The organism is Chondromyces apiculatus DSM 436 (genome assembly GCF_000601485.1).
Taxonomy (GTDB): Bacteria; Myxococcota_A; Polyangia; order Polyangiales; family Polyangiaceae; genus Chondromyces; species Chondromyces apiculatus.
This window is the reverse complement of the sequence record NZ_ASRX01000028.1, coordinates 81,989-108,297: the sequence shown is the minus strand read 5'-3', so window position 1 is coordinate 108,297 and position 26,309 is coordinate 81,989. Positions and strand designations below refer to the sequence as shown.

Genomic DNA, 26,309 nt, shown 5'->3' with positions numbered 1-26,309 from the left:
TTTCACGGGCAGGGCCTCCTCGTCGGATCACGCTTGAATCACGCTTGAATCACGCCTGAATTACGTCTGCGTCTGCGGTTCGCCGCCGAGCGCGCGGGTGATCCGCGCGACCGGGTCTTCCAGATCCGGGACGAAGTCGGCCCCGGTGATGCGCTCGTACGCCTCGATGTAGCGGCGAGAGGCCTCGACGCGGATCTCGTCGGGGATCACCGGGATCGGCCCGTCGCCCTTGAAGCCCTGCGCGGCGAGCCAACGGCGCACGTACTCCTTGTCGAAAGACTCGGGCTCCTCGCCGCGGGAGAGGCGCCCCTCGTAGCTCTCCAGGAACCAGAAGCGGGACGAGTCCGGGGTGTGGATCTCGTCGATGACCCGCAGCCTCCCCGCCGCGTCCCGGCCGATCTCGTACTTGGTGTCGGCGAGGATCAGCCCCCGCGCCGCGCACCAGCGGGATCCTGCCTCGAAGAGGGCGAGCGCCATGGCCGCTGCCTCGTCGAAGTCGCTCGCGGAGAGGGTGGTCTCTGCGAGCAGCTCCTCGCGGGACACCGAGACGTCGTGCCCGCCCTTCGCCGCCTTGGTGCTCGGCGTGACGATGGGCGCCGGCAGGGGCTCGTTCTTGCGCAGGCCCTCCGGCAAGCGGTGCCCGCAGAACACCCGCGCCCCCGCCGCGTAGTGGGTCCAGATGCTGGTCGAGGTGACCCCGGTGAGGTAGGCGCGGACCACCATCTCCACCGGGAGCGGCGCGCACTCGAGGGCCTCCATCACCGACGGGTCCGGCCGGGAGAGCAGGTGGCTCGGCGCCACGTCCCGGGTCTGCTCGAACCAGAACGCGGCGAGGCCGTTCAAGATCTGCCCCTTCAGCGGGAGCGTGCCGAGCACCCGATCGAAGGCGCTCACCCGGTCGGTGACGACCAGATACCGCCGCCCGTCGCCCGTGGTGTAGCAGTCCCGGACCTTCCCCTCGTAGCGCGCGCCGAGCCAGGGGAACGAGGTGTGATCGAGCGTCCTGCCGAGCGCGAGCCGCAGCGTCTCCTCAGCGACCATCGGGCACCATCGAGGGGCGGCTTAGCCGGGAGTGACGCTCCCGGCAAGGCCCGTGGTTGGTCCCAGGGCTCCGGGGTGGTAAAGGGGCCGGCCATGAGCAAGCGGAAGAAGATCGCCCTGATCGGCGCAGGCAACATCGGTGGAGAGCTCGCGGCGCTGGTGCAGCGCAAGGACCTCGGAGACGTCGTCCTCTTCGACATCCCCCAGAAAGCCAACTTCGCCAAGGGCAAGGCCCTCGATCTGGAGCAGAACGGGGCCGTCCTGGGCTACGACGCGCGCATCACCGGCACCTCCGACTGGAAGGACTGCGCGGGCGCCGACGTGCTCATCATCACCGCGGGCATCCCCCGCAAGCCCGGACAGAGCCGCGACGATCTCGTGGCGACGAACCTGCCCATCATCCGCAGCGTCGCGGACGGCGCGAAGGAGCACTGCCCCGACGCCTTCGTGATCGTCATCTCCAACCCGCTCGACGCCATGGTGTACGAGTACAAGCGCCGCGTGGGCGCGCCCCGCGAGAAGGTCGTGGGCATGGCCGGGGTGCTGGACAGCGCCCGCTTCCAGCTCTTCCTCGCCCGCGAGGCCGGCGTGTCCGTCAAGGATCTCCGGGCCATGGTGCTCGGCGGCCACGGCGACGACATGGTGCCGGTCCTCAGCGCCTGTACCGTGAACGGCGTGCCCATCACCAAGCTCGTCGCCAAGGACAAGCTCGACGCCATCATCGAGCGCACCCGCAAGGGCGGCGGCGAGATCGTCGGCCTCATGGGCACCAGCGCGTACTACGCGCCGGCGTCTGCCGCGGTGGCGATGGCCGAGAGCTACCTGCTCGACCAGAAGCGCCTCCTCGCGTCCGCCGTCTACCTGAGCGGCGAGTACGGCTACAACGACCTGTACATGGGCGTGCCGGTGATCATCGGCGCCGGCGGCGTCGAGAAGATCGTCGAGCTCGACCTGAGCGAGGACGAGAAGGCCATGCTCGCGAAGAGCGCCAAGAGCGTGCAGGGCATCACCGACGTGGTGAAGTCCTCGACCTGAGCCCCGGCGTGGCCGAGGTCCCCCTCTCCAGCCCTGACCAGCGCCGCGTGGCGCTGGTCACGGGCGGCGGCATCCGGGTGGGCGCCGCCATCGCCCGCACCCTCGCGGCGGCCGGTACCGACCTCATCGTTCATTACGGTCACAGCGACGCCGCTGCCAGGGCGGTCGTCGACGAGGCCACGCGCCTCGGGCGGCGGGCCACCGCCATCCAGGCCGACCTGCGCGACAGGGCGGCTATCCAGCGGCTCGCCGACGAAGCGCTCGCGTGGTCCTCGGGCCGGCTCGACCTGCTCGTGCACAACGCGGCGAACTACGAGCAGGTCGCGCCCGAGGCGCTCGGCCCCCAAGCGTGGGAAAACGCGATGTCCCTCAACGCCGAGGCGCCTTACCTGCTCACCCTGGCGCTGCGCTCCGCCCTCCGCGACGCACGCGGCAGCGTCGTCGCCATCGTCTGCCTCAGCGCCGAGCGCCCCTGGCGCGAGTACGTGCCTTACTCCGTGTCCAAGGCCGCGCTGGCCCACGTGGTGCGCGGCCTCGGGCTGGCCCTGGCCCCCGAGGTGCGGGTGAACGGCATCGCCCCTGGCGCCGTGCTGCTGCCCGAGGGGCTCTCCGCGGAGCAGCAGCAGCAGGCCCTCTCGCGCGTGCCCCTCGGCCGCCTCGGCAGCCCCGAGGACGTGGCGCGCGCCGTGGTGTTCCTCGCCGAGAACGACTTCATCACCGGACAGATCCTCGCCGTCGATGGTGGCGAATCGCTGGTGTGAATCACCTCGCGGCGCGCCCCGGCGTCGCGTGAACAGCGCAACGCCCGCGGCGCGGCGGCGAGTGCATGCTCAGCACTCCTGAGTGCGAGACAGCAGGAGCACGACGCCCCCCACGGTGCCGAGCAGGACGTACTTGGCGCGGTCCACGCCCGAGAGTGCCGCACCAGCGACCATGCACAGGAAGCCGAACGCGAAGGTGACGGAGCGCAGCCGCGCCACATCGGTCTGCGGGGGCGGCGGCCGTTCGTCGGGGGGTGTCCGGTAGGGGTGGGTCACACCCGCCATTCTAGGGGCTGGCGCCAGGGCCGGGGAACCCAGGGGAAACCCGAGACGCGGCCCAGGCTGGAAACCGATGTGGTTTCCGTACGTTCAATCCGCCAGCAAGACCTGCACCCTGCGGTCCTTGGCCCAGCCCTGCTCGTCCTCGCCGCTCGCGTCGAGCTCACCCTTCGACGAGGTCCCCACCTTGCTCGCGCTCACCCCGCGCTTCTGGATGTACTGCGCCACGGAGCTGGCGCGCTTGTGGCCGAGCGCGAAGTTGTACTCGAGCTCTCCGCGGGGATCGGCGTGGCCGACGATCATCATCCCCCGCCCCTTGAGCGGCCCGGTCGAGAAGCAGGTGGCAATGGCGTCGAGCGTGGGCTGGGTGCCCGTGTCGAGGCGCGACGAGTCGAACGCGAAGTACGACGACGGCAGCGAGCACGCCTCCGCGATGCGCTGATCCACCTGCACGGAGCCCTCCCCCTGGGTGCGCGGCGCGCCCCCCGCGCCGTTCCCCGCGGCGCTGTCGGCGGGGGTCTGCGGCTTCGGCGCGGGCTCGGAGGCGCAGCCGAAGGCGCCGCCGGCCAGCAGGAACAGGGTCAGGAGCGAAGTCACCTTGATCATGCAATCTCCTCGTTCTCGGTCGGACAAAGGTCGCGCGGGAGGCGGGCCAGGTTGAGGACCACCGTGCGCAGGTCATCGAGGTCGAACGGCTTGCGGAACACCGCGAGGGCTCCCAGCACCCGCGCCTTGGCCTGGAGGTCGCGGTCGTTGAAGGCGGTGATGCAGATGATGGGCACCGACCGGCAGACCCGCTGCAGCCCCTCCAGCACGTCGCCCTCGCTCACCCCGGGGAGCTGCACGCCGGAGACGATCACGTCTGGCGGCTCGAACATCAGGCGGTGCGTCTCGGCGCGCTCCAGGTACGCGAGCAGCTCCTCGCCGCTCCGCACCTCGGTGACGGCGTGACCGTCTCTGCGGAGCGCATACGAGAGCAGCCGCAGCACCTCGTTGTCCTGCTCGGCGAGCAGCACGTGGGCCCGCGCGCTCGGACACCGGGAGCCCCTCTCGCCCGAGGTGGGTCGCGTGCCCGATGAGAGCGCGAGATCGTGCGGGGTGCTGGTGCTCATGATCCGGGGCCTCCTGGTCCCGCGGCGCGCCGCGTATTTGCCGCGGCTCGCTCGCGGCTCACCCGCGGCTCACTCGCGGTCGCGGACCGCATGCAGACAGAGCACGGCGCGTGCCTGCCCCCCGCTCGCGCCGGCATGCGTGATGGCAGCGCATTCTGCGCTGGTTACAAACGCTCACCGTCAGAATGACACGGCGTGAATCGCTACAGCGTCGCATTGTGCGACGCGCGCTGCGACGTGGACGACCCTCCGCGCAGCCCGCTGAGCCGCGCGCCGCCTCAGCCCGAGGGGGGCGAGCCCGTCGGGGGTGTCTCGCCGTACCGGGCGAGCTTGCGGTAAAGCGTCGCCCGATCGAACCCGAGCACCTTGGCCGCGAGGGTCTTGTTGCCCTGCACGGCCTCCAGCACCCGCGCGATGTAACGGCGCTCCACCTCGTCCATCGGCAGCAGCTCGGCCGGGTCCTCGGTCACGGGCACCACGTCCCGGGTCTGGTAGCGCTGGATCTTCTGGGGCAGATCCTCGACCGCGATCTGCTCGTACCGCGCCAGCGCCACGGCCCGCTCCATGCAGTTCGACAGCTCCCGCACGTTGCCCGGCCAGCTATAGGCGACGAGGCGCTCCGCCGCCGCCGCCGAGAGCCCGGTCACGTTGCGGCCCGTCACCGTGGCGAACCGCTCCACGAAGTGCTGGGCCATCAGGAGCACATCGCTCCCCCGCGAGCGCAGCGGCGGCAGCTCCACGTGGACCACGTTGATCCGGTAGTACAGGTCCTCGCGGAAGCGCCGCTCCTCCACGGCGGCCTCGATGTCGCTGTTCGTCGCGGCGATCACCCGCACGTCGAAGGGCCTCTCCTCGTCGGCGCCGAGCGGCCGCGCCCGCCGCTCCTGCAGCGCGCGCAGCAGCTTCGGCTGGAGGCCGAGGGGCATGTCTCCGATCTCGTCGAGGAACAGGGTCCCGCCGTTCGCCTGGAAGAACAGGCCGAGGCGCGCCCCCTTCGCGTCGGTGAAGGCGCCCCTGGCGTGCCCGAACAGCTCGCTCTCCAGGAGCGGCTCCGGCACTGCCGCGCAGTTCACCGCGATGAACGGCCCCTCGCGGCGCTGGCTGCGGCCGTGCAGCGCGCGCGCCACCAGCTCCTTCCCGGTCCCGCTCTCGCCGGTGATCAGCACCGACGTGTCCACCTCCGCCACCCGATCGATGAGGTCGTAGACCTTGCGCATCGGCGCGCTCGCCCCGAGCATCTCCCCGTGGCCCTGTGACGCCGCCGCCTCCTTCCGCAGGCGCTTCACCTCCTCGCGCAGCGCCTTGTGGCGGATGGCGCGCTCCAGCGCGAGCCGCAGCACCTCCAGCTCGAAGGGCTTGGTGAGGAAGTCGTACGCCCCCGCGCGGATGGCGGCGATCGCTGCCTCCAGGCTCCCGAATGCGGTGATCACCAGCACCGGCACGTCGGGGCGGTTCGCCGCGATCCGCTCGCAGAGGGCGAGCCCGTCCATCCCTTTCATGCGGATGTCGGTGACCACCGCGTCGAACTCCTCCTCCGCGACGAGCGCGAGCGCCGCGTCCGCCGAGGTGCGGGTCTCCACCTCGAACCCCCGCTTCTTCAGCCCCGACTCGAGCAGATCGCACACGCTCCGCTCATCGTCGACGATCAGCACCCGTCCTTGCATGGTCACGCCTCTCCGCCAGCTTGCATGGTCACGCCTCCACCGGCAGGTAGATGGAAAACCTGCTGCCCTCGCCGGGCGTGCTCCGCACGTCGATCCAGCCGCCGTGCTCGCGCACGATGCCCCACGCCACCGACAGGCCGAGGCCCGTGCCGTCGCCGACCTGCTTGGTGGTGAAGAACGGCTCGAAGACGTGCTCCAGGACCTCGGGCGTCATCCCCTCCCCCTCGTCCTCGATGTGGATGCACACGTGCTCACCCTCTTCTCCTCCCATGTCGGCCGGCGGCCGCGCGCGCTCGCGGCCCACGCTTGCAGTGATCATGCCGCCCCGCGGCATGGCCTGGATGGCGTTGAGCACCAGGTTGGTGAGCGCCTGCCCGAGCTGCGAGGCGTCCACCGAGGCGAGGAGGTCGCCCTCACCCTCGCCTTGTGGCTCCGCGAGCGTGATCTGCACCCCTTGCTTCTCCGCGAGGGGCCCGAGCATCCCGCACGTCCGCGAAAGCAACCCGCGCAGCCCCACCGGCGCCTTGTCCGCGCCGCGGCGGCGCGCAAAGTCCAGCAGTTGCCGGATGATCTCCGCCATCCGGTGGCCCTGCTCGACGATGATCAGCGCGTTCGCGACGGCCTCCTCGCGGGGCGTGTCGTCCTCGCAGATCATCCGCGCCCGCCCCGTGACCACCTGCAGCGGCGCCCCCAGCTCGTGCGCGACCCCCGAGGCCAGCTTGCCCACCGTGACCAGCCGGTCCGCGTGACGGAGCTGCTCGATGGCCGTGAGCCGCGCCGACGTCTCCGCCGTGATGCGCGATTGGGCCGCGAAGAGGCGCTCGCACATCGCGTTCATCTCCCGCGACATCTCCCCGATCTCGTCGTCCTGCGCGACCGGCGGACCCGTGCGCAGATCGCCGCCCCCCACCCGCCGCGCCTGGCCGATGAGCTGCTGCATTGGCCTGCCCACCAGCCACACCCCCACCACGGTCGCCAGGAGCCCGCAGATCAGCACCGTCGCGCCCGTGGCCAGCGCCGTGTTGCGGATGGTCCGCTCGATGTAGCGCCGCTCCCCCGCGAGCGACTCCGCCAGCTCCAGCGCCCCCGTCGTCCCCTCCACGTGCAGCGGGAAGTACGTCACCAGCGACTCCGCCTTCCCGGGCGGCGTCGCCTTCACCACCACCTCCTGGTCGTGCAGCACGGGCGCCAGGGCCTCCAGCGAGGCCAGCGGCACCTCCGAGCCCGGCTCGGGCGGCAGCACGATGTAGCGGATGGTCACGTGGCTCTCGCGCTCATTCGCATCGCGGATCAGCCGCAGGGCGCGCTCACGCCCGTCCGAGAGCCAGATCTCGGACGCCGCGGCCGACAGCACCCGCCCGATGATGTGGGCGTCGCGCTTCATGTCCACCTCGAACAGCCCGAGCTCCCGCCGCACCCGGGTGTAGGCGTGGATGGTGAGCACCATGAACACCCCCAGAAAAAGGACGATCACCAGCTTCCGGGTGAGCTTCATGCCGCTCCAGTGTGACGCGAAGTGAGGTGGCCGGCCGCGCCCTCGGATCGCCCCCGGGCTGCACCGACCGGGGGCTCAGCTCGGGCGGCCTTCGAGGACACCGCCGTCCGCGGTGACCACCAGGGCCACGCCCGAGTCCACGAACAGCGAGACGATGGGCACCATCGCATTGTCGTCCTGCCAGACGCACGTCCAGGTGCCGGCCCCGGGCGGCGCTGGCGTCCGGCACCAGATGCGCCGGGCCGACGCCGCCCACGCGGTACCGTCGTGCGACAGCGCGACCGCGGAGAGATCGAAGCGCGCGTCCACGGTCTCCGCGGTGGCCATCCCCTCGTGGTACCAGACCGCCGTCCCGTCCACGCCCGTGACCAGGCCGAGCCCCAGCTCGGGCATGGCGGCGCTGGCCAGGAAGGCCCGCACATCGGGCGCCGGGAGGGTCTCGATGTACCACTCGAGCGGCACGTAGCGGGCAATCATCCCCCGCCCGTGCCTGCCTCGGCCGACCACGAGCCACTGATCGTCCCCGATCCGCGCCAGGCCCGAGAGGTGCGCCATCCCCTCCACCTCGAAGGCCCGCATCCACCGCTTGCCGATGAAGGTCTGGAGCATGATCGGCGCCCCGTCCGCGGCGGAGGCGAGCACCCCGATGTCCTCGTCGTCCCCGCTCAGGGCCAGGTAATGCTCGACCGCGCCCTCGCGCTGCGAGATGTTCGCCACGCCCCCCGTGGTGTACGTCGCGAGCGTCGCGCCATCCCCGCCGACGAGCCACTTGCCCGGGCTGACCCGCTGCACGAAGTGGATGCCCCGCCCCCGGAGGAGCCGCCCCGACTCGGCGACGGACCAGCTCGTACCGTTCCAGAACAGGAGCCCCGCGCTCGTCGCCGCCAGGCAGCGGCCGTAACCGTCCCACCCCACGCTCCGCACCACGCCCTCGATGGCCCGCTGGTTCAGGACACTCCAGCGCCACACCTCGGGCACTGGCGTCGCGTGGCCGGCGTCGAGGGCGCTGAGCGGCGGGATGGTGGTGGGAGGAGGAGGCACCTCGCTGATCTGCGGCGCGAGCGGCGCCCGCAGCGGAGGCATCGAGGGGATCGTCATCCGCTCGCCGTAGTCCTCCGCCTCGGGGGGCAGCGGCGCGGGCGCCGGCACGGGCTGGCTCGGGAACCCCGAGATCCCTCGCCGGACCTGGATGGTCTGCCGCAACCACGACGGCCCCGGGCGCGCGGGTCCGAGGTCCATCACCGGGGGCGCCGCGGGGGGCCGCTGCGAGGGCTGAGGCGGCGCGGACACGGTCTGGTTGGACACCGCGAGGAGCGGCACGCTGGCGACGGGCTTCAGGTAGGGGACCAGCATCGCCGCCAGGCTCTCGGCCTCCTGGAGCCGCTCGTCGGGGGCGGGCGCGGTCGCCCAGCGGATGGCCAGATCGATCGACTTGCAGGCCGACTCCTGCGACCGGAGCGCGGGGTGCAGCCAGCGCCCCTCCAGCACGCTGCGCCGGTTCCGCGAGGTCACCGCGCCGAGGATCTCGGCCGCGCGCCGCTGCGGGAAGAGCGGCTCGCCGGTGAGCAGGAAGTACACCACCCCCGCGAGCCCGAAGAGATCGGTCCACGGACCGACCTCCTTCGAGGCCGAGAGCAGCTCCACCGGCCGGACCCCGTCCATCTCGATCACGCCGATGCCCAGCGTCTCCTTCACCCCCTGCGGCCGCGCCAGGCCGAACTCGCTGATCTTGAAGACCTCGTCGACGCCCGCGCCGCAGCAGAGGATGCGCTCCGGGGTCAGATCGCGGTGAATGACTCCCACCTCGTGCACGGCGGTGAGCCCGGCGGCCATGCACTCCACGGCGCGCATGGCGCGGGCCGGATCGAACGCCGACCCGGTGAACTCGATGGTGCTCTCCACCCGCTCGGTCAGGGTCGTGCCCTGCGAGCCACCGTGCACGTACTCGATGGTCACCCACGGCAGGGTCTGGGTGCGCATCCCCCGGTGGAGATCGACCGACCCGGTGTCGATGAGCCGGACCACGAAGGGCGTGGGCGGCACCCGCTCGTTGAGGCGCCGGAGCGACTCCGCCTCCTTGCGCACCACCACCTCCGCCGTCGCCCCGAGCTGGCGGGAGAACGACGGGCGGAGGATCTTCACCACCACCGGGCTCTCGCCCTCGGGAGCCACGCGGAGCGCGTAGAACGAGGCGAACATGGTCCCCACGCCAGCGCGGCGCATCATCTGGTAGTGGATCCCGGGAGACGAACCGCTCGTCAGACTGGCGCCGAGCAGCTCGTCCAGGGCCTCGTCATCGCGAAGGATCGTGATCACGGCCGGAACCATATCCCAAGGGCGGCCCCTGGCCCACCTACGCGCGCGGCCCCGCAGGGCCGTCAACGGCCCGTTCGTAGCCCGTCAGCGCCCGTCAGCGCCCGTCAGCTACCCATCAACCACCCATCAACCACCCATCAACCACCCATCAACCACCCATCAACCACCCATCAACCACCCATCAACCACCCATCAACCACCCATCAACGCGCCAGGATCTCACGCGCCACCCGCTCGCCTGACTCCAGGGCGCCGTCCATGTAGCCCATCCAGCGCACGGCCGTCTCGGTCCCTGCCCAGTGCATGCGGCCCACCGGCGCCCTCAGTGCGTCGCCATACGCGGTCAGCACCCCGGGCGGCATCACCCCCCCGTAGCAGCCGCGGCAGAAGGGCTCCTCGCTCCAGTCCTTGTCCACGTACTCCAGCGGACGCTGCGCCTCCTCGCCGAAGAGCCGCCCCAGCACCGCGAGCACCTGCGCGCGCCGCGCGCCTGCCTCACCCTCCACGCCTTCCACGCTCTCTCCCTCGGCCGCCCCGGCTGTCCCGGCCATCCCCGCCACCCCCGCGCGCCGCGCCCCCTCGGCGAGCAGAAAGGCCACCAGCGCCCCGTGCCCTGCGTGCTCCGGCGAGTCGTCGAACACGATGCGCACCGGCCCGCTGTCGCACACCGCCTCCCCGGAGAAGCCGCGCTCCCGCCAGAAGGGCCGCTCGTAGACGGCCACGCACTTGATCACCGAGCCCATGGGGACCCGCTGGGTGAGCTGATCGCGGGCCCCTGGCAGCGGCGGATCGTAGGTGATCCGCGCCGCCAGCGCGGGCGGCACCGCCACCACCGCGAACTTTGCCCTCGCCTCGCCGCGCGCGTGCTGCACGGTCACCCCCGCCTCGTCCTGGAGGATCCGCTGTGCCGCGGCGTCGAGCAGCACCGGCCTCGCCAGCCGCTCCGCCATCCGCCGCGACAGCTCCTGGGTCCCCTCGCGCAAGCGGGTCTGCTGGGCGCCCCCTCGGATGGTGGACAGGCGCATCAGCCCGCCCCCCGAGCGCAGGTAGAGCAGGAAGTGCAGGAGCGAGATCTCCGAGGGCATCGCCGCGAAGATCGACTGCACCGCGATGTCCACGAGCGCCCTCGCGCCCGCGGTGAGCACGTTGCGCTGCATCCACGTCTCCACCGTCATCGCGTCCCAGGCCCGCGCCCGGGGAGCGCGGAGCGGAGCCTCCAGCGGCACCTCCGCGGAGAGGCGATCCAGGCGGGTGATGGTGGCCTGCAGCGAGAGCAGCCCGAGGAGCGGCAGCGAGGGGATGTCCCCGTCGTAGGTGCGCAGCTTGCCCCCCAGGTCGAGCACCTTCTTGCCCTCGCAGTGCTGCGGGAACGGGTGCAGGCCGAGCTCCTCGACCAGCGCCGCGACGCGATCCTGCCCGGGCCCGATCCACTGTGCCCCGAGGTCGACCACCTCCCCGCTGGAGAGCGCGTGGCTCTTCGTGCGCCCCCCGACCCGATCGCTGGCCTCCAGCACCAGCACCGAGCGCCCCGCGGCCGTGAGCCGGCGCGCCGCCTCCAGGCCCGCGAGCCCGGCGCCGATCACGAGGACATCGACCTCCGTCATCCCCGCGCGCGCCCCGGACCCCGCGCGCGCAGCGCGTACGCCACCCCCGCGCCCAGGTCGCGGTGCACCCGGATTCCCCCGAGGTCTGCGCCTTGCTCCACCAGCGTCCGCGCCACGCTGCTCCCGAGCCCCGTGAGCACGCTCTCGGCGCCGAGGAGCCGCACCGCCCGCGCCGTCGACACGATCGCGTGCGCCATCTCCGCGTCGAGCGAGAGCACCCCGGTCAGATCCAGGATCGCGATCGACACGCCCCGCTCTGCCACCCCCTGGGTCAGCACCTCGCGGATCTTGTCCACCCGCCGGGGATCCAGGGTCCCCACCAGCGGCATCACCACCACGTCCTCGTGGATCGGCAGGAGCGGCGTCGACAGCGCCATCATCATCTCCGCCTGCGCCGCGATGGTCTCCTCGTGGATCTGCTGTTGCGCCGCGGCCAGCTCCGCCATGCGCCGGTCCGTCACGTCCCGGAGGAGCAGGAGCGCGTCCGCCTCCCCGGCCCTCGCCACGCGCGCCTCGAAGAGCCGCCCCTCCGCGTAGCGCTCCACCTCGAAGACCTGGGTCGGCCCCCCGGCGAGCACCGTCGCCACGGCCTGCCTCGCCAGCTCCACGGCCCCCTCCGGCAGCGCCTCCTCCAGCGACCTGTCCTGCGCCCCCACCACCGCGCGCAGATCCTCGCAGCGCCCGTCCGCGGAGATGCGCAGCATGGTGTCGGGCACCGCGATCAGCATCGCCCGCGTCCGCGCCTCGCCGCGGCGCAGGGTCGCCTCCTGCCACCACTTCTCCGTGAGCGCGCACGCCATCTGCCGCACCTCCACGGCATCGAACGGCTTCTTCAGCACCAGGAACCGCTGCGGCGCCCCGAGCCGCGACAGGATGCGGTTCCACGACACCTCCGCGTGCGCGGTGCAGATCACCGCCTGCATCTCCGGATCCTCGGCCCAGATCCGCTCCAGCGTCTCCACCCCGTCCATCCCGGCGGGCATCCGCACGTCGACGAAGGCCAGCGAGAACGGCGCCCCCTCCTCGCGCGCCTCCCGCGCCGCCACGATCCCGTCCTCCCCCCGGTAGACGCTGGTCACCTCGAAGCGCATCGCCACCGGCGCCGTCCCGGCCCCGAACAGGGCGAGGTCCATGGCGTCGAACTCCGCGTCCTCCTCGCCCCCCGCCAGGATCTCCCGCAGGTAACGGTGGATCTCGACGTTGTCGTCGATCACCAGCACCCGCCTGTTCCGGTCGTCGACTCCCGTCATCCGCCGAACCCCGCGCTGCCCGGATCGCTGTCTCTACCTCCCCCGAACATCAGGGGGATCTCCAGCGTGAACGACGCGCCCTGCCCGAGACCTCGGCTCTCCACAGTCAAGGAACCTCCCATCGCCCGAGCCGCGCCCTCGGCCCAGTGCAACCCGAGCCCCCGGCTCCCTGCCTTCGTCGAGTACCCGAGCTGGAACACCCGGTTCACGTCCTCCGGCTCGACGCCGACCCCGCTGTCCTCCACGACCACCCGCGCGTGCTCTGGCCCCGAGAGGAACGCCGAGATCCGGAGCTGGCGCGGCTCCACGGGCGACCCCACCAGCGCGTCCTTCGCGTTGCTCACCAGGTTCACGAGGATCTGCAGGATCCGGTGCCGCTCGATCGGCGCCGCCGGCACCGAGGAGATGGCCCGGGTCACCTCGATCTTGTGGCGCTGCAGCGCCGCCGCGTGCATCCGCAGCGCCTCCTCGACCAGCTCCCCGAGCTCCACCATCTCCAGGCCGCGTGTCCCGTGCGTGTACGACTGCTGTGCCGCCACGATCGCGTTGATCTGCTCCACGTTCCCGAGCAGCGTCTCCACCCCGCCGAGCAGCTCTGCCCGGTCCCGGGAGAGCCGATCCGCGAGCTTCGGCAGGAACGTGACGAGGAGCTTCCCCCGCTCGTCGTGCTGGAGGAAATGCCCCAGGTTCGCCGCGTTCTCGGTCACGAGCCCCATGCTCTTCTGCAGCCGGTCCACCGGCATCAGGTCGATCCGGTCGGCGAGGAGCTGCGCGGCGAGGTTCACCCCCGTGAGCGCGTTGCCCACGTTGTGCAGCACCACCGAGGCCACCTCGGCCATCCCCTCCTGGTGCGCCACGTCCACGAGGCGCCGGTGCACCTCTTCCAGCTCGCGTGCCCGTTCGGTGGCGTCCCGCCCGAGCGCCTCGTAACGCGCCGCGTTCTCCAGCGCCACGGCCCCCTGCGCCCCCAGCGCCACCAGCAGCGCCACCCGCTCCGGGGTGAACAGCCCCTCCATCCGGGAGTGCTCCAGGTAGATCGCCCCCCGCACCTCTCCCCCCCGCTCCAGGGGAAGGCACAGCACCGAGCGCGCCGGGTTCACCGCGAAGTACGGATCCAGCGCGAACGCCTGCTCACGCACCGCGTCAGCGAACACCACCTGCTCTCGCGTCCGGCAGACCAGCGCCGCCATCCCCACGGGCGCCGCGGGCCCGCGCCGGTCCGACATCCCCTCTGCCACGGCCCAGTCGAGCACCACGGGCGCGCCCTGCCCCGCACCGAGCAGCACCCCGCGCTCCGCGCCGGCGTGCTGGACCAGGACCCGCGCCAGCGCCGCGTGCAGCCGCTGGGGCACGATCTCGGCGGAGATGGTCTGAAGAGCCTCCAGGAAGCCGGGCGGGAACACGCGCACGTCGGGCATCATCTCTCCCGGAGCGGCAGCCTCACGCTTCGACGTGTCCGCTGCGGGTCCAACCATTGACGCCGACAATACGCGCCACGTCACGACCCGGCAACAACAGCGCTCGTGCTGCTCAAGCCGCGCCCGTGGTGGCCGGGTAGAGCGCACAGTGCCGCTCCCCGAGCCACTTCCGCGCCTCCACGGCCGTCTTGAAGAACCGCACCTCGGTCCTGGTGCCCGAGAGAAGCCGCATCGCCCCGACGGTGAGCGTGACCAGCAGCCTCGCCTGGAAGGTCGCCCCGTGAAACGCCATCACCCGGTAAGCCACCTGCTGCGCCGAGGCCGCCGCCAGCTTCCGCGCCCCCAGGCTCACCGCGTCGAGCCCGGCCACGTCCACGAGGAAGAGCACGTCGGGGAACATCCGCGTGTGCTCGACGATGAACCCGGTGATGCCCCGCGCGTCCTCGTCCGAGATCGCCCCGCGCACATCGAACTCGATGAGAGCGGGAGCGTGGTAACGCATCCGGTGCAGCCCGAAGCTCCCCTCGGCCGTGCTGTTCTGGAGAGGCACCTGCGCGGAGCATGCCCCATCCGGCCGGTCTGCGTCCACTTCAAGGAGCCGGCTTCCTGGGCTCCAACGCGCACCACCGCGTGCCACCGCCCCTCCCGCGTCGGCTCCTTTTGCTGCGAGATGCCCCTCCGCAGCGCTGCCCGCCCCCTCGGTGTTCATGCACACCGCAGCGCGACACCCTGACCTCACGTCCTGCTGGACTTCGCTCCTCCCTGCGGTGCAATGCCTGCACCTCACCGCGCGCTGCGCAGAAGGAACGTTCCCGTGGATCTCTCCAGGCTGCCGCCCCGCAACGCCAAGGGCCACGTCCACGTCGTGGTGGAGTCCCCCCGCGGCTCTTCCGTGAAGCTCAAGTACGACGCCGCCCTCCAGGCCTTCACCCTCTCCCGCCCTCTCCCTCTCGGCGTGACCTACCCCTTCGAGTGGGGCTTCATCCCGAGCACCAGCGCTGCCGACGGCGACCCCCTCGACGCCATGGCCCTCCTCGAAGGCCCGAGCTACCCCGGCGTGGTGCTGGCCTGCATCCCCATCGGCGTCGTCCGCGTGGAGCAGGACGCCGACGACGGCAGCGGCAGGCAGCGCAACGACCGGGTGATCGCCGTACCCGTCACCTCCCCCCGCATCGAAGGCATCCGCGACGCGGTCGACCTCCCCGAGCGTGTACGCGCCGAACTCCAGCAGTTCTTCCTCACCGCCGTCTTCTTCCAGCGCAAGAACGCCACCCTGCTCGGCTGGGCCGGCCACACCGAAGCCGAAGCCCTGATCGACGAATCCACCCGCCGCGCGGCAAACAAGAAATCCGAAACGGAAGACAGCGTGGCACACGAAGGTGGCAAGAAGTCGGAGGGAGGCGGCTAGCCACGCACCTTGGGGGCTGTCGATTTCTCAACAAAAAAGGCGACGTCCTGCAAAGACTCTCCTGAGACAGGCCGTATAGACAGGAGATGGGCTCCTTCCTTGCGCGAACCTGTCTCCTCCTCGGGTCGGCCCTCGTGACGGCGATCACCGCTGGCGGGTGCCTCGTCGACAACACCTGCCCGAGCGGCTCGCAGACCTGTGTCGACGACAACGCGGTCGGCGACGGCCGCGTCTCCCTCGTCTGCGCCGACGCCCTCTTCTCCGGCGTCTCGGTGGTCCGCAGCCTGGGCACCGCCGCCGCCTGCCGGTACACCCCGGACGAAGGCCTCCTCGTCCGTGTCGGCACCGACGGCTGCGACAACCTCAGCGTCCTCCTGCGCACCTTCGACGGCGAGGGCCGCTACCGGGGTGACGGGACCGAGGCGGGCCCCGTGCAGGTCGTCGCCACCATGGCCGTCCCCGACACCGGCTGCCAGGACATCTACCGCATCCAGAGCTTCCCCAACGCCGCCTGCCCCGTGGCCCCCGACGCCTGCACCGTGCAGGTCACCGGCGACTTCTCCCCCACCCGGTCCGGCAGCCTCGCCATGGAGATCTCCTGCGGTCAGCTCATCTACAACCACAACCCCGACGGCTGCGGCGTGTGCACCGCCGAGGAGCTGACCGTCAACATCGACGGCTGCACCGTCGACGAGTGAGGTGATCCCCGCGTCCCCGTGACGCTGGTCCTCCCGCGCCGATCTGGGCGACCATCGGTCGCATGGCGCGCACGGCCCCGATCCCCAACATCCCCGCGATCCCCGGCATGAATCCCGGGGCATTCATCATGGGTGGCGGAGGCGCGGGCGGAGGCGGCAACGGGCGCGGGGGCAACGCCCGCGGCGGCAACCAGGGCGCGGCGGGAGAGAACGGGGGAAACGGCCCGGATGGTGGCGGACGCGGCGCTGCGACCTGCGGACCGGGCAGCGGCGGCGGCTGCATGAACCCGGCGCACGGAGGCGGAGGTGGCACCCACGCGGGCGACCCGGTCGATCCCGTGACGGGGCGTGTCTACACCCTGCCTCGGACCGATCTGGTGCTGACAGGGCCGCTGCTCTTCGAGCTACGGCGCAGCTACTCGTCGTTCTCCCGGGAGCGTGACATCGGCCTCGGCGCGGGGTGGACCCACTCGCTCGCGTGGGAGATCGAACTCCGGCGTCGCACCCTGGTGGTCCATGCGCCCGGGGGCGCGCCGTCCACCCACGACATCCCCCTGGTGGGGGCCGAGATCGCACTCTCTTCCGGGGGGCGGCTCCGCCGCGACGAGGGGGGTTTCCTCGTCACGGGCGAGCAAGGGCTCGTGTACCTCTTCGCACCGGACGCCACGTCCCCGGAGCGCCACCGGCTCATCACCGTCGTGGATCGGGCTGGCAACCGCATCGACCTCACCTATGCGGGGGACCGGCTCGACGCGCTGACCGACAGCGCTGACCGCGTGGTGCGCGTCCAGCGCGAGCGGGGCGGGCGCATCGAGGCCTTCGACCTCGTGACCGCGCGGGGGCGCGTCGTCCGCCACAGGACGTACGCGTACGACGACCAGGGCGACCTGGTCTCGGCCACGGACGCCGCAGGCCGCAGCGTCCGTTACGAGTACGACGAGCACCGCCTGATCGCGCAGACGTTCCCCTCGGGCCTGCGCGTCTCGTACCTCTACGACGCGCAGGGTCGGTGCATCGAAACGTGGTGTGCACACCCCGCCGGTCGGGATCCGGCCCTGGCCGTGGGTTGCCCCGACCTCCTCGCCGACGGGGTGACCCCCGCGCGGGGCATGCTCCACTGCCGGCTCGAGTACGCCGACGGCTTCACCATGGTGTACGACTCCCGCCAGGCGCGGCGCTTCGACGCCAACGCCTTCGGCAAGGTCGACCTGGCCGCCGGCGTATGGGTCGAGGAGGCCTCCTACGACGCGCGCGGCGACCTCGTCGGCTACAGCGACCCGACCGGTGCGCGCACCACCTACGAGCGCGACGAGGCAGGCCGCATCCGCGCCGTGGTCGATCCCGCGGGGGCGCGCATCGAGCACGATCATGACGCCCAGGGCCGCGTCGTCGAGGCCCGCGACGCCCTCGGCACGGCCTGCCACTACCTCCACGACGACGCCGCGAACCTGCTCGAAGCCCGGGACGCGCGGGGCGAGCTTCTCCGCTGCGCCTACGACGAGCGCGGCCTGCGGGTCAGCGCCACCCTTCCCGACGGCGGCGTCACCCTCTTCCGCCACGACGCCGAGGCCAACCTCGTCGAGCTGGTCGAGCCCCACGGCAAGCCGCGCCGCATGGAGTACGACGACACGGGCCGGGTCATCGCCGTCACCGACGAGGAGGGCTACCGCAGCCGCTTCCAGTATGACGTGAGCGGCGCCCTCCAGGCGCTGGCCTTCGCGAACGGCGCGGAGGTCGCGATCACCCGCGACGCCGACGGGCGCCTCCACCGCTACCGCGATCCGGCCGGCGGGGTCTACGAGCTCTCCTGGGGCGGCTACCACCTGGTCCACGAGCTGCGCAAACCCAACGGCGAGATCGCCAGGTTCCGCTACGACCGCGAGTGCCAGCTCGTGGAGGTGGAGAACGAGCTGGGCGAGGTCCACCGCCTCGATCGGGACGCGGCGGGCAGGGTCATCGCCGAGCGCTTCGTGGACGGGCGCGAGCAGCACTACCGCCTCGATCCCGCGGGCCGCATCGCCCGCCTCCAGAGCGGGTCGGGAGAGACGACCGACGTCGCGCGCGACCCGTGCGGCAGGGTGACCCGCCGCGCCTACCTCGACGACGCCTTCGACGCCTTCGCCTACGACCCCGTGGGTCGCCTGACCCACGCCGAGACCGAGGCCACCACGTGCGCCTTCACCTACGACGAGCGCGGCAACCTCGTGCGCGAGGTGCAGACCTGCGCGGGGCGGGAGATCGTCGTCGAGAGCACCTACGACGCGGCCGGGCGCCGCACCTCGCTGCGGACCTCGGCCGCATACGAGGCGCGCTTCGAGCGCGACGTCATGGGCCGCGCCCGGCGCATCCTCGCCGGGGACGCCGCCATCGAGCGCACCTTCGACGCCTTCGGCCGGGAGCTCCTGCGCGAGCTGCCCGGGGGAGGCCGGGTGCTCTGTCGCCACGACGGACTCGGGAGCCTGGTCGAGCGGCGCGTGCTCGGCCGCGCGGCTCCCCGCGGCCCGGAGCCGGCCTGGGTGGGTTCCCTGCCGCCGGGCACCACCTACGCCGAGGGGTTCGCGCACGCACCGACCGGCGACCTCGTCGAGCACGTCGTCGCGGGCGGCGAACGGACACGCTACGAGCACGACCCGATCGGCCGCATCCTCGCGCGCTCCTCGACCCACGCCCCCGCGGAGCGCTTCGTCCACGGCGGGGGCGGGCGCCTCCGAGAAGCAGGCGCCGACGCCGTGGCCCGCCGCTACGGGCCGGGCGGCCTGCTGCTCGCGCGAGGCGCCGTCACGTACACCCACGACCGGGAGTCGCGGCGCACGGCCCGCATCGACGGCGCCACGGGCGCGCGCGACGCCTACGAGTGGGATGGCCGCGGCCTGCTCGCCGCGGTGGTGCGGCCGGACGGGACGCGCATCGAGCACACCCACGACACCTCCGCGCGCCGCCTCCTGAAGCGGGTGCTGGGCGCCGACGGCTCCGTGATCGAGACGCGCTTCGTCTGGAGCGGCGACGAGCTGCTCCAGGAGATCACCGAGGAGATCTCCGCGGGACAGCGGCACGCCGTACGCGCCCGCCTTTACCTGTGGGACGAGCAGACCGAGGGCATCCTCGCGCACCGGGAGGTCGCGTCGGCGCAGCCCGCCTCGTCGGGCCCGTGGGTCCACTACGCGCTCGGCCCTGGCGGCGCCCCCTCGCTCCTCCTCTCGGACCAGGGCGACGTGCTGGCGCGCCTGCGTCCGAGCCTCTGGGGAGCGCTCGACACACCGCCCGACGCCCCGGCCTCGACCCCGTGGCGTTACCCGGGCCAGTACCACGACGACGAGACCGGGCTCTCCTGCAACCGCTACCGCTTCTACGACCCCGAGATCGGGCTGTACCTCAACCCGGACCCGGTGGGTCTCTCGGGAGGGCTGAACGGCTTCGAGTACGCCCACGGCCAGCCCTTCCGCGTCGCCGATCCCGACGGCCTGACACCCGTGCAATGTACCGTGTCCGGCCGTGGGGTCCGCGGCCGCGGCACGAGCGCAGCGGGCCGCACCAGCGACCCGGAGATCCACCCCGTCGTCGCCGCAGCCATGCCGCCTCCGGTCGACCTCCGGGGCGAGCCCTTCTATCCCGCCGAGCGACGGACCCCCGACACCTGCGCCGAGCCCGGGGCGCTCAGCAACTACATCCGCAACTGGGAGCGCCAGAACAACAACGGCCGCCCCCTCGACCCCGACAACCCCCGCGACCGCCGGCGCATCCAGCGCTGCATGCGCGACATCACCTCGGTCCAGGCCGAGCACCCCGACGGCACCGCCCGCGCCCCCTGCCCGAACTGCTCTCAGCTCCTGCAGAATCTCCGCGATCGCTGGGGCGCCCCCCGAGAGCGCGTCGTGCAGCCTGGCGCCAGCAGCGAGACCGGCACGGACTCCCTCCGCAGCACCCCGCCCGACCCCCGCTGGGCCCAGGGCATGCGGCAGCAGCGGCGCGCGGGGAGGCGCTGATGAGCAAGGTTCGCGGCGGCACAGCGCGCCCCATCCGGCTCTGCGACAGCGCGCGCAAGCGCCTCAGCCGACACGCCATCGAGGTCTTCCAGAGCCTCGACCTCCAGCGCGATCCCGCGGACACCACCTCGCCCGAAGCGCTCCGCGCCCTCCTCGAACAGCGCCACTTGCCCGTCCATGAAGCCGCGCTCGACCTGGAAGCGCTCGCGGGCGGCACGCCCATCCCCCCGGACAGACACCTCGGCGTCTTCGCCGCGCTCCGATCGCTCGAAGGTGGGCGTGGGCGCCCCCTCGGGCCTGAGAAGCTACCCCGCGCCGAGGGTCAGGTCCTGCTCCCGGTGATCCCCCGTGCTCACCCCGCCCTCTGGATCGGCGCGAGCGGCGCCCTGTACCTCGTCGACACCGAGACCTTCGGCGTCGTGCCCGCCTTCGACGACCCTGTGCAGTACCTCGAAGCCCTGGCGATCCTGCTGGAGACGGAGCCCGACCCCTCCCCCTCCGCGCGGCAGCCCTGGCATTACCTCGGTATCGCCGGCCGCGTCGGCGCAGCCCTGGCCTCGGAGCTGGACATCCCCGAGTTCCCTCCTGCCTCCGGCACCCACGGCGGCGCCTGGATCCGGGAGCACCTCCACCTCATCGAGCAGAACACCACCGGCCTCGCCGTCGACACCCAGGCGACGACCACCGACCCCGACGAAGCCGTGGCGCTCCTCCGGGCCGCCCTGGCCATGAACGTCGAGGTGCGCTGGTCCGGCCCCGAGCACCGCCCTCCAGCCGGTCAGCGCCCGATCCTCGCGTTTTCCTTCAGCATGGGGCGCAATGGCCCCGGCCGCGAGGTCGCGGTGTATGGCGGGCCTGGCCATTACCGCTTCGCAACCCGCCGGTGATGCGCCATTGCATGACCATGTTCGGTGACAACCCATCGCTCCACGTTGGCTTCGGGAAGCGCCCGCCCCTCGGCAGCGAGGAATTCCTCGAACAGGCTCTTCTGACAGATCTGTGGGCGCGTAGACTGGTCAGCGATAGAGATCGCGCCGCCAACGGCTGGGGCTCCGGGCATCGCTGGACCCAGGCTTTTGAGACGGGAACTATCTATCTATACTTGCGAGGCAGAAGGTCTAGACGTTGCCGTATGGCTGCCAAGCGTTCTTGCAGCTCCGCAGATTCACGCAACTCCTTAAAATCAGACATGCTGTCCACGAGACTATCAAACGCGACGTCCAGCTCTCCCGCCTTTATCATGCTCAAGAGGCATTCTGGGGCCGTATGAGGAAAGTTGCAGTCCCTCACCAGGTCGCTTAGCGCTCTCTCAATTTCCTCCAGCTCAACCGATATGTTCTTTTGATCCATTTTTCTCTATGGGTTTCGCGGACGGTTCGTTGGATACCCTGTCACGATCCCTTTACCGCCGGGTTCGACAATGACCTCAACATGCATGCTGTGATCTCTACCCCGAACCACGGCGGGAGCTGTCGACGCAGTGGCGCGTTGCGATTGCAGTGTGCCGCACGCCTCGTACCCCATCAATGTAGACGTTGCTGTCGCAACGCCATTGTCGCGGAATGACCCATCGGTGTGCGCGTCGAGAGAGGCTCGCGTGGAATGGCCGCCAGGCGCCCCAACGAACCGGCCTATGGCGCCGCGCTCGCCTCCGCCACGCCCGGAGCCGTCGCCGCCTGGGAGCGCCGTGACAGGCGCGGGAGCATGGCCACGGCCGACCCTGCGACGGTGCTGAGCACGTACCAGCTCATCGCGGCGGGGACACCCATCCGGAAGAACAGCACCCCTGCGGTGCAGGCCGCGCCTGGGCCGAAGGAGACGGCGAGACCCGCGCGCTGGCTGTTCTGGTGCGCGCGGCCCAGCTCGAAGAGCGCGTCGAGGCCCCGCAGCGTCCCGTCGACGAGCGTCACCTGGGCGCTGTCCACCGCGGCATTGGCGGCCCCGCGCATCGACACCGACAGCATCGCCTTCCGGAGCGCGATGGCGTCGTTGATCCCGTCGCCCACGAAGCACACCGAGCGCCCCTCGGCCTGCAGCGCCTCGATGATCCGCGCCTTGTCCTCGGGCCGGGTCTCCGCGAAGTAGCGGTCGATCCCCAGCGACGCCGCGAGGGCCTGGGTCGGCGCCTCGTGATCGCCAGAGAGCACGCACACCGCCATCCCCCGCGCCCGCATCCGATCCACCAGGTCCTTCGCCTCGGGCCGCAGCGCGGGGCGCAGCTCCAGGAAGCCGAGCAGCGTCGCGCCGGAGGCGACGTAGACGAACGAGCTGCCCATCGCCTCGCCCTGCGGCTGCAGCCCGTGCAGGCTCTCCGGCAGCGCCACCCCCTGCGCCCGCATGAACCGCTCGCTGCCGACCAGCGCCAGCTCCTCGCCGACGCGCACCTTCACCCCGTGCCCCAGCTCGTAGTGCATGTCGGACGCCGGCGCGAGCGGGAGCCCCCGGCGCTCCGCCTCCTGCAGGATGGCCCGGGCGATGGGGTGGACCTGGCGCTGCTCGCTGGAGGCCGCGAGCCCGAGGAGCCGCTCCTCCGACACCTCCCCGAGGACGTGGATCGTGCCCACCGCGAAGTCTCCGAGCGTCAGCGTCCCCGTCTTGTCGAACACCACCGTGTCCACCCGCGGGATCAGCTCCAGCGTGCGCCCGTCCTTGATGAGGATCCCCTCCTGCGCCGCCAGCTCCGTGTAGTTGAGCATCATCCACGGCGACGCCATCCGGTACACCACCGAGAAGTTCGAGGTGATGATCCCCTCGAGCCCCGTCAGCCCCCGCATCGCCAGTGCCGCCGCGCCGAGCCCCACCGTGGGAAAGAAGGTCGCGTCCGAGATCGTCTCGCTCCGCGTCGCCAGCGACTCCTCGAACGTCGAGGTGCTGTTCAGGACCGCCTCGATCTGGGCCGCCGCGGTCTCTGCCCCCGTCTTCTCCACCTGGATCTTGATCCGGCCGCGCACGAGGAACGTGCTCGCCAGCACCCGCTCCCCCGCCTCTTTCTCCGCGAGCTGAGCCTCCCCGGTGAGGAACCGCTGATCGACCGCCGCCACCCCGTCGATGATCACCCCGTCGACCGGGACCAGCTCCCCCGCGCTGACAACGATGACGTCGAACCGCTGCACGTCGAGGAGCGGCACCTGCACCTCGACGTCGTCCTTGACCAGCCACACCGACGTGGGCTGCTCCTTGAACACCTTGATGATCTTGTGGCGCAAGCGATTGCGTGTCCGGTAGCGCAGCTTCAGCCCACCGAAATAGATGCATTCGGCGAGTGAATTCAGCACGTACATCTGGGCGACGACGCCGACCAGGATGGCGCCGAGGTCCATGACCTCGATGGGCACCTTGCGTTCCCGCGAGATCCGCGTCGCGATGATGGTGGCAAGCCCGACGACGTTGTACCCCACGCACCCCACGCTCACCGCTGTCGCCGCCGGGAAAACGAGCGCCCCCGCCACCGCGAATCCGAGCCCCGCCACGGAAATCGCGAGCCGCTGGTCCACCTCCCGCTCCGCGATCACCTCCTCCCCGCGCGCCGCCCGCTCCACCTCCGCGACCGTCTTCGATCCCACCTCCGCGGTGGATCCCACCTCCGCGGTGGATCCCGCCTCCGCGATGGGTCCTGCCTCCGTGGCGTCTCCCGCCGCGGCAACGGCCTCGTCCTCCGGGGGCGCCGACGTCGGCGCCTCGGTGCGGTGAGCGAGCTGCTCGTAGAGCTTCGCTCCGACACAGAGGACACCACCGACGATCAATGCGGTCAGGATCATGGCTCGAAGGCGCGATACTACGTACCGGCCATCAATGGGGTCAAGCAAGCAAGGCCCGTCGGCTTGCTGTTGCTGCGCAGATATGATTATCGTCGGGCGATGCTGAGATCCAGCCACCTCGCGGCGCTACGTCGACTTGCCCAGGTCACCGGCAGATCATTCGACGACATGCAGGAGGTCGCTCGTCGTATTCCTTTCGAACTCACGCCCTTCCTTCTCCAGCGCGCAGAGCAGGGCTCCTACGCCCCCGCCGCGCTACGGCAGTTCCTCCCCGATCTGCGCGAGCTGGAGGGCGACAGCGCCAGCGTGGACGATGGGGAGAGCGTCGGTTCCCGTGCACCTGGCCTCTTGCACGTGCGCGAGGGGCGAGCTTCCCTCACCCTCACGCACGCGCGCCTCGTCGCGCCTCGCGCCAGCATCGCGCCTCGCGCCAGCATCCAGCAAGCGGTCGCCTCTACCAACGTCAACAACGTCAGCGACGCCGACGGAGAGGGAGCGCTGGTGCCCGCTGCACAGCTCGCTCAGGCACTCGCCGATATCGCCCGGGACTCCGCCATCCAGGACGTGCTCCTCTCCAGCGGCGACTCGCGCGGCGACTCGCGCGGCGACTCGCACGGCGACTCGCGCGGCGATTCCGGCGGCGACCCGCTGGCGCTGTCGAACCGCGCGCTGTTCCCCTGGCTGGAGCGCCTCGTCGCCATTCCGCATGTCCGCGCCGTGCGCATTGATAGCCACGCCCTGAGCGCGCACCCCGAGCGAATCGATGATGCATTCGTCGCGTTCCTGAAGGAGCACCCGGTCTTCTGGTTCTACGCCCATTTCAATCACCCCGACGACCTCGATCACCCCCTGGTCCGCCGCAAGGTCGCCCAGCTCCTCTCGGCCGGCGTCCCGGTGATGAACCAGTGCGTGCTGCTCGCGGGCGTGAACGACGACCCCGCCACGGTGACGCGGCTGATGGAGCTCTGCTACTTCAGCAAGGTCCAGCCCTACCGCCTCTACGTCCTCGATCACCCGAGGCGCACCGCCCACCTCGCGGTCTCCGAGGCCCGGGTGCGCGAGATCGGCAACGCGCTCGCCAGCCTCGCCTCCCCCGCCCAGCCGCTCCTCGTCCACCTCGGCAAGGATCCCGCGCGGCAGGAGGGGGTCACCGTCCCTGCGCGCAGCATCGTCCAGGAGGACCGCGCCTCGTCGCCTGTAGGCCGAGGCGCCGCCTCGACCGCCCAGAGCACCCAGAGCGCCCAGAGCGCCCAGAGCACGCCCGTCGTCGACGCCGCGCCTGTCGTCAACTCCTGGAACGAGTGGGACCCGCTCGAAGAGGTCATTGTCGGCCGCGTCGATCAGGCCTCGTTCCCCGCCTGGGACACCATCAACGAGGTGACCGTCCCCCGCGACGAGTGGGGCCCTGCCGTGCGCGCCATGTCGGGCGAGCTGGGGAAACCCTACCTCCCCGAGGTCGTCGCCCGCGCCTCCCGGGCCGTCGAGCGGCTCGTCCACCTCCTCGAAGCCGAGGGCGTCACCGTGCGGCGCCCCGATCCCGTCGACTACTCCCGCCCCTTCGGCACCCCCGACTGGACGGTGACCAGCGGCTTCTGCGCCGCCAACCCGCGCGACATCTGCCTCGTCGTCGGCGACGAGATCATCGAGGCCCCCATGCCCGACCGGTCCCGCTACTTCGAGACCTGGGCCTACCGCGCCCTCTTCAAGGAGTACCTGAAGAAGGGCGCCCGCTGGACGGCCGCCCCCCGCCCACAGCTCACCGAGGCCCAGTTCGACGCGAACTACCGCATGCCCGCCAAGGGCGAGCGGATGCGCTACGTGCTCACCGAGTTCGAGCCCACCTTCGACGCCGCGGAGTTCGCGCGCTGCGGCCGCGACCTCTTCGTGCAGCGGAGCCACGTCACCAACGAGCTGGGCATCCAGTGGCTCCAGCAGCACCTCGGCGACGGCTTCCGCATCCACGTCCTCGAATCGCGCGACCCTCACGCCATCCACCTCGACTCGACCTTCGTCCCCCTCGCCGCCGGCCGGGTGCTCGTCAACCCCACCTACCTGGACATGGACCGGCTCCCCTCCATCCTGAAGAAGTGGGACCTGCTCATCGCCCCCGAGGGCATTGCCACCCCACTGGAGACCCGCTGCCTCCTGAGCGGCTGGATCCACCTCAACGTCCTCTCGCTCGACGGCGAGCGCATCATCGTCGAGAAGCGCCAGGAGCCCCTCATCCGCGCCCTCGAAGCGTGGGGCTTCAAGCCCATCCCCTGCGATTTCGAGGACTTCTTCCCCTTCGTGGGCGCCTTCCACTGCGCCACCCTCGACATCCGCCGCCGCGGCCCCCTGCAGTCGTACTTCTGAGCTACCTCTCCCCTCCCCTGCCCTCCGCGCCGGAGGTGCGGCACTGTGGGTGAGCCCCGCGGGCGCTGTAGGCAGGTGTCGTCCAGCGTTGCTACGGAGGTGGTTCAGGCCACCCAACTGCGCTTGAGTGTG

At 71.4% G+C, this 26,309-nt stretch carries 19 protein-coding genes; 7 read left to right on the top strand and 12 right to left on the bottom strand.

Going from position 1 to position 26,309, the window contains the following annotated elements:
- Nucleotides 1–60: 60 nt before the first annotated feature.
- On the bottom strand, nt 61–1,041 hold the full coding sequence (locus CAP_RS19530; RefSeq protein WP_044243217.1) for a phosphoribosylaminoimidazolesuccinocarboxamide synthase: 981 nt from the start codon (nt 1,039–1,041) through the stop codon (nt 61–63).
- Between the two features lie 93 nt (nt 1,042–1,134).
- On the opposite strand from CAP_RS19530, the gene mdh reads away from it, so the two are divergent.
- On the top strand, nt 1,135–2,076 hold the full coding sequence (gene mdh / locus CAP_RS19525; protein ID WP_044243214.1) for a malate dehydrogenase: 942 nt from the start codon (nt 1,135–1,137) through the stop codon (nt 2,074–2,076).
- 8 nt (nt 2,077–2,084) lie between these two features.
- A complete protein-coding gene (locus CAP_RS19520; protein WP_044243213.1) occupies nt 2,085–2,837 on the top strand; it encodes an SDR family oxidoreductase in 753 nt (250 codons plus the stop codon).
- A 69-nt stretch (nt 2,838–2,906) separates the two neighbouring features.
- Here CAP_RS19520 and CAP_RS50620 read toward each other — a convergent pair whose 3' ends face one another.
- The 10 genes from CAP_RS50620 to CAP_RS19475 form a co-directional block, all read right to left on the bottom strand.
- On the bottom strand, nt 2,907–3,113 hold the full coding sequence (locus CAP_RS50620) for a hypothetical protein (protein ID WP_156040950.1): 207 nt from the start codon (nt 3,111–3,113) through the stop codon (nt 2,907–2,909).
- 93 nt (nt 3,114–3,206) lie between these two features.
- Nucleotides 3,207–3,722, bottom strand: a complete 516-nt coding sequence (locus CAP_RS19515) for an OmpA family protein (protein WP_044243211.1) — start codon at nt 3,720–3,722, stop codon at nt 3,207–3,209.
- Nucleotides 3,719–4,228 (bottom strand): response regulator, encoded by a 510-nt coding sequence (locus CAP_RS19510; RefSeq protein ID WP_052375517.1) that lies wholly within the window; start codon nt 4,226–4,228, stop codon nt 3,719–3,721. Before CAP_RS19510 ends, CAP_RS19515 begins: the two co-directional genes overlap by 4 nt.
- A gap of 278 nt (nt 4,229–4,506) precedes the next feature.
- The gene (locus tag CAP_RS19505; RefSeq protein WP_044243300.1) at nt 4,507–5,892 is read right to left on the bottom strand and encodes a sigma-54-dependent transcriptional regulator; all 1,386 of its coding nucleotides are present in this window, start codon (nt 5,890–5,892) and stop codon (nt 4,507–4,509) included.
- 28 nt (nt 5,893–5,920) lie between these two features.
- Entirely contained in the window at nt 5,921–7,387 is a 1,467-nt protein-coding gene (locus tag CAP_RS19500; protein WP_044243210.1) for a sensor histidine kinase, read from the bottom strand.
- Between the two features lie 75 nt (nt 7,388–7,462).
- Nucleotides 7,463–9,703, bottom strand: coding sequence for a serine/threonine protein kinase (locus tag CAP_RS19495; protein ID WP_044243209.1), 2,241 nt, complete (start codon nt 9,701–9,703; stop codon nt 7,463–7,465).
- A 203-nt stretch (nt 9,704–9,906) separates the two neighbouring features.
- Entirely contained in the window at nt 9,907–11,307 is a 1,401-nt protein-coding gene (locus CAP_RS19490) for a flavin monoamine oxidase family protein (RefSeq protein ID WP_044243208.1), read from the bottom strand.
- The gene (locus tag CAP_RS44990; RefSeq protein WP_052375516.1) at nt 11,304–12,557 is read right to left on the bottom strand and encodes an STAS domain-containing protein; all 1,254 of its coding nucleotides are present in this window, start codon (nt 12,555–12,557) and stop codon (nt 11,304–11,306) included. The genes CAP_RS19490 and CAP_RS44990 overlap by 4 nt, the downstream gene beginning before the upstream one ends.
- On the bottom strand, nt 12,554–14,032 hold the full coding sequence (locus CAP_RS19480) for a sensor histidine kinase (RefSeq protein ID WP_081865049.1): 1,479 nt from the start codon (nt 14,030–14,032) through the stop codon (nt 12,554–12,556). Before CAP_RS19480 ends, CAP_RS44990 begins: the two co-directional genes overlap by 4 nt.
- A gap of 55 nt (nt 14,033–14,087) precedes the next feature.
- On the bottom strand, nt 14,088–14,564 hold the full coding sequence (locus CAP_RS19475; RefSeq protein WP_044243205.1) for a SpoIIAA family protein: 477 nt from the start codon (nt 14,562–14,564) through the stop codon (nt 14,088–14,090).
- Between the two features lie 225 nt (nt 14,565–14,789).
- Here CAP_RS19475 and CAP_RS19470 point away from each other — a divergent pair, with 225 nt between their 5' ends.
- The 4 genes from CAP_RS19470 to CAP_RS50615 all read left to right on the top strand — a co-directional run bounded on the left by CAP_RS19470 (nt 14,790) and on the right by CAP_RS50615 (nt 20,951).
- Nucleotides 14,790–15,383 carry an inorganic diphosphatase gene (locus tag CAP_RS19470; protein WP_231511567.1) on the top strand — a complete coding sequence of 198 codons (594 nt, stop codon included), beginning with the start codon at nt 14,790–14,792 and terminating at the stop codon, nt 15,381–15,383.
- A gap of 86 nt (nt 15,384–15,469) precedes the next feature.
- Nucleotides 15,470–16,081, top strand: a complete 612-nt coding sequence (locus CAP_RS19465) for a hypothetical protein (RefSeq protein ID WP_044243202.1) — start codon at nt 15,470–15,472, stop codon at nt 16,079–16,081.
- Between the two features lie 62 nt (nt 16,082–16,143).
- Entirely contained in the window at nt 16,144–20,064 is a 3,921-nt protein-coding gene (locus CAP_RS19460; RefSeq protein WP_052375515.1) for an RHS repeat-associated core domain-containing protein, read from the top strand.
- Nucleotides 20,064–20,951 carry a hypothetical protein gene (locus CAP_RS50615; protein ID WP_044243200.1) on the top strand — a complete coding sequence of 296 codons (888 nt, stop codon included), beginning with the start codon at nt 20,064–20,066 and terminating at the stop codon, nt 20,949–20,951. Before CAP_RS19460 ends, CAP_RS50615 begins: the two co-directional genes overlap by 1 nt.
- 744 nt (nt 20,952–21,695) lie before the next feature.
- Here the strand turns inward: CAP_RS50615 and CAP_RS19450 are convergent.
- Entirely contained in the window at nt 21,696–23,822 is a 2,127-nt protein-coding gene (locus tag CAP_RS19450) for a heavy metal translocating P-type ATPase (protein WP_052375514.1), read from the bottom strand.
- Nucleotides 23,823–23,921: 99 nt separating this feature from the next.
- On the opposite strand from CAP_RS19450, the gene CAP_RS56060 reads away from it, so the two are divergent.
- Complete coding sequence (locus CAP_RS56060; RefSeq protein ID WP_197041260.1) at nt 23,922–26,177, top strand: hypothetical protein; 2,256 nt, start codon at nt 23,922–23,924, stop codon at nt 26,175–26,177.
- The last annotated feature ends 132 nt before the right edge of the window (nt 26,178–26,309 follow it).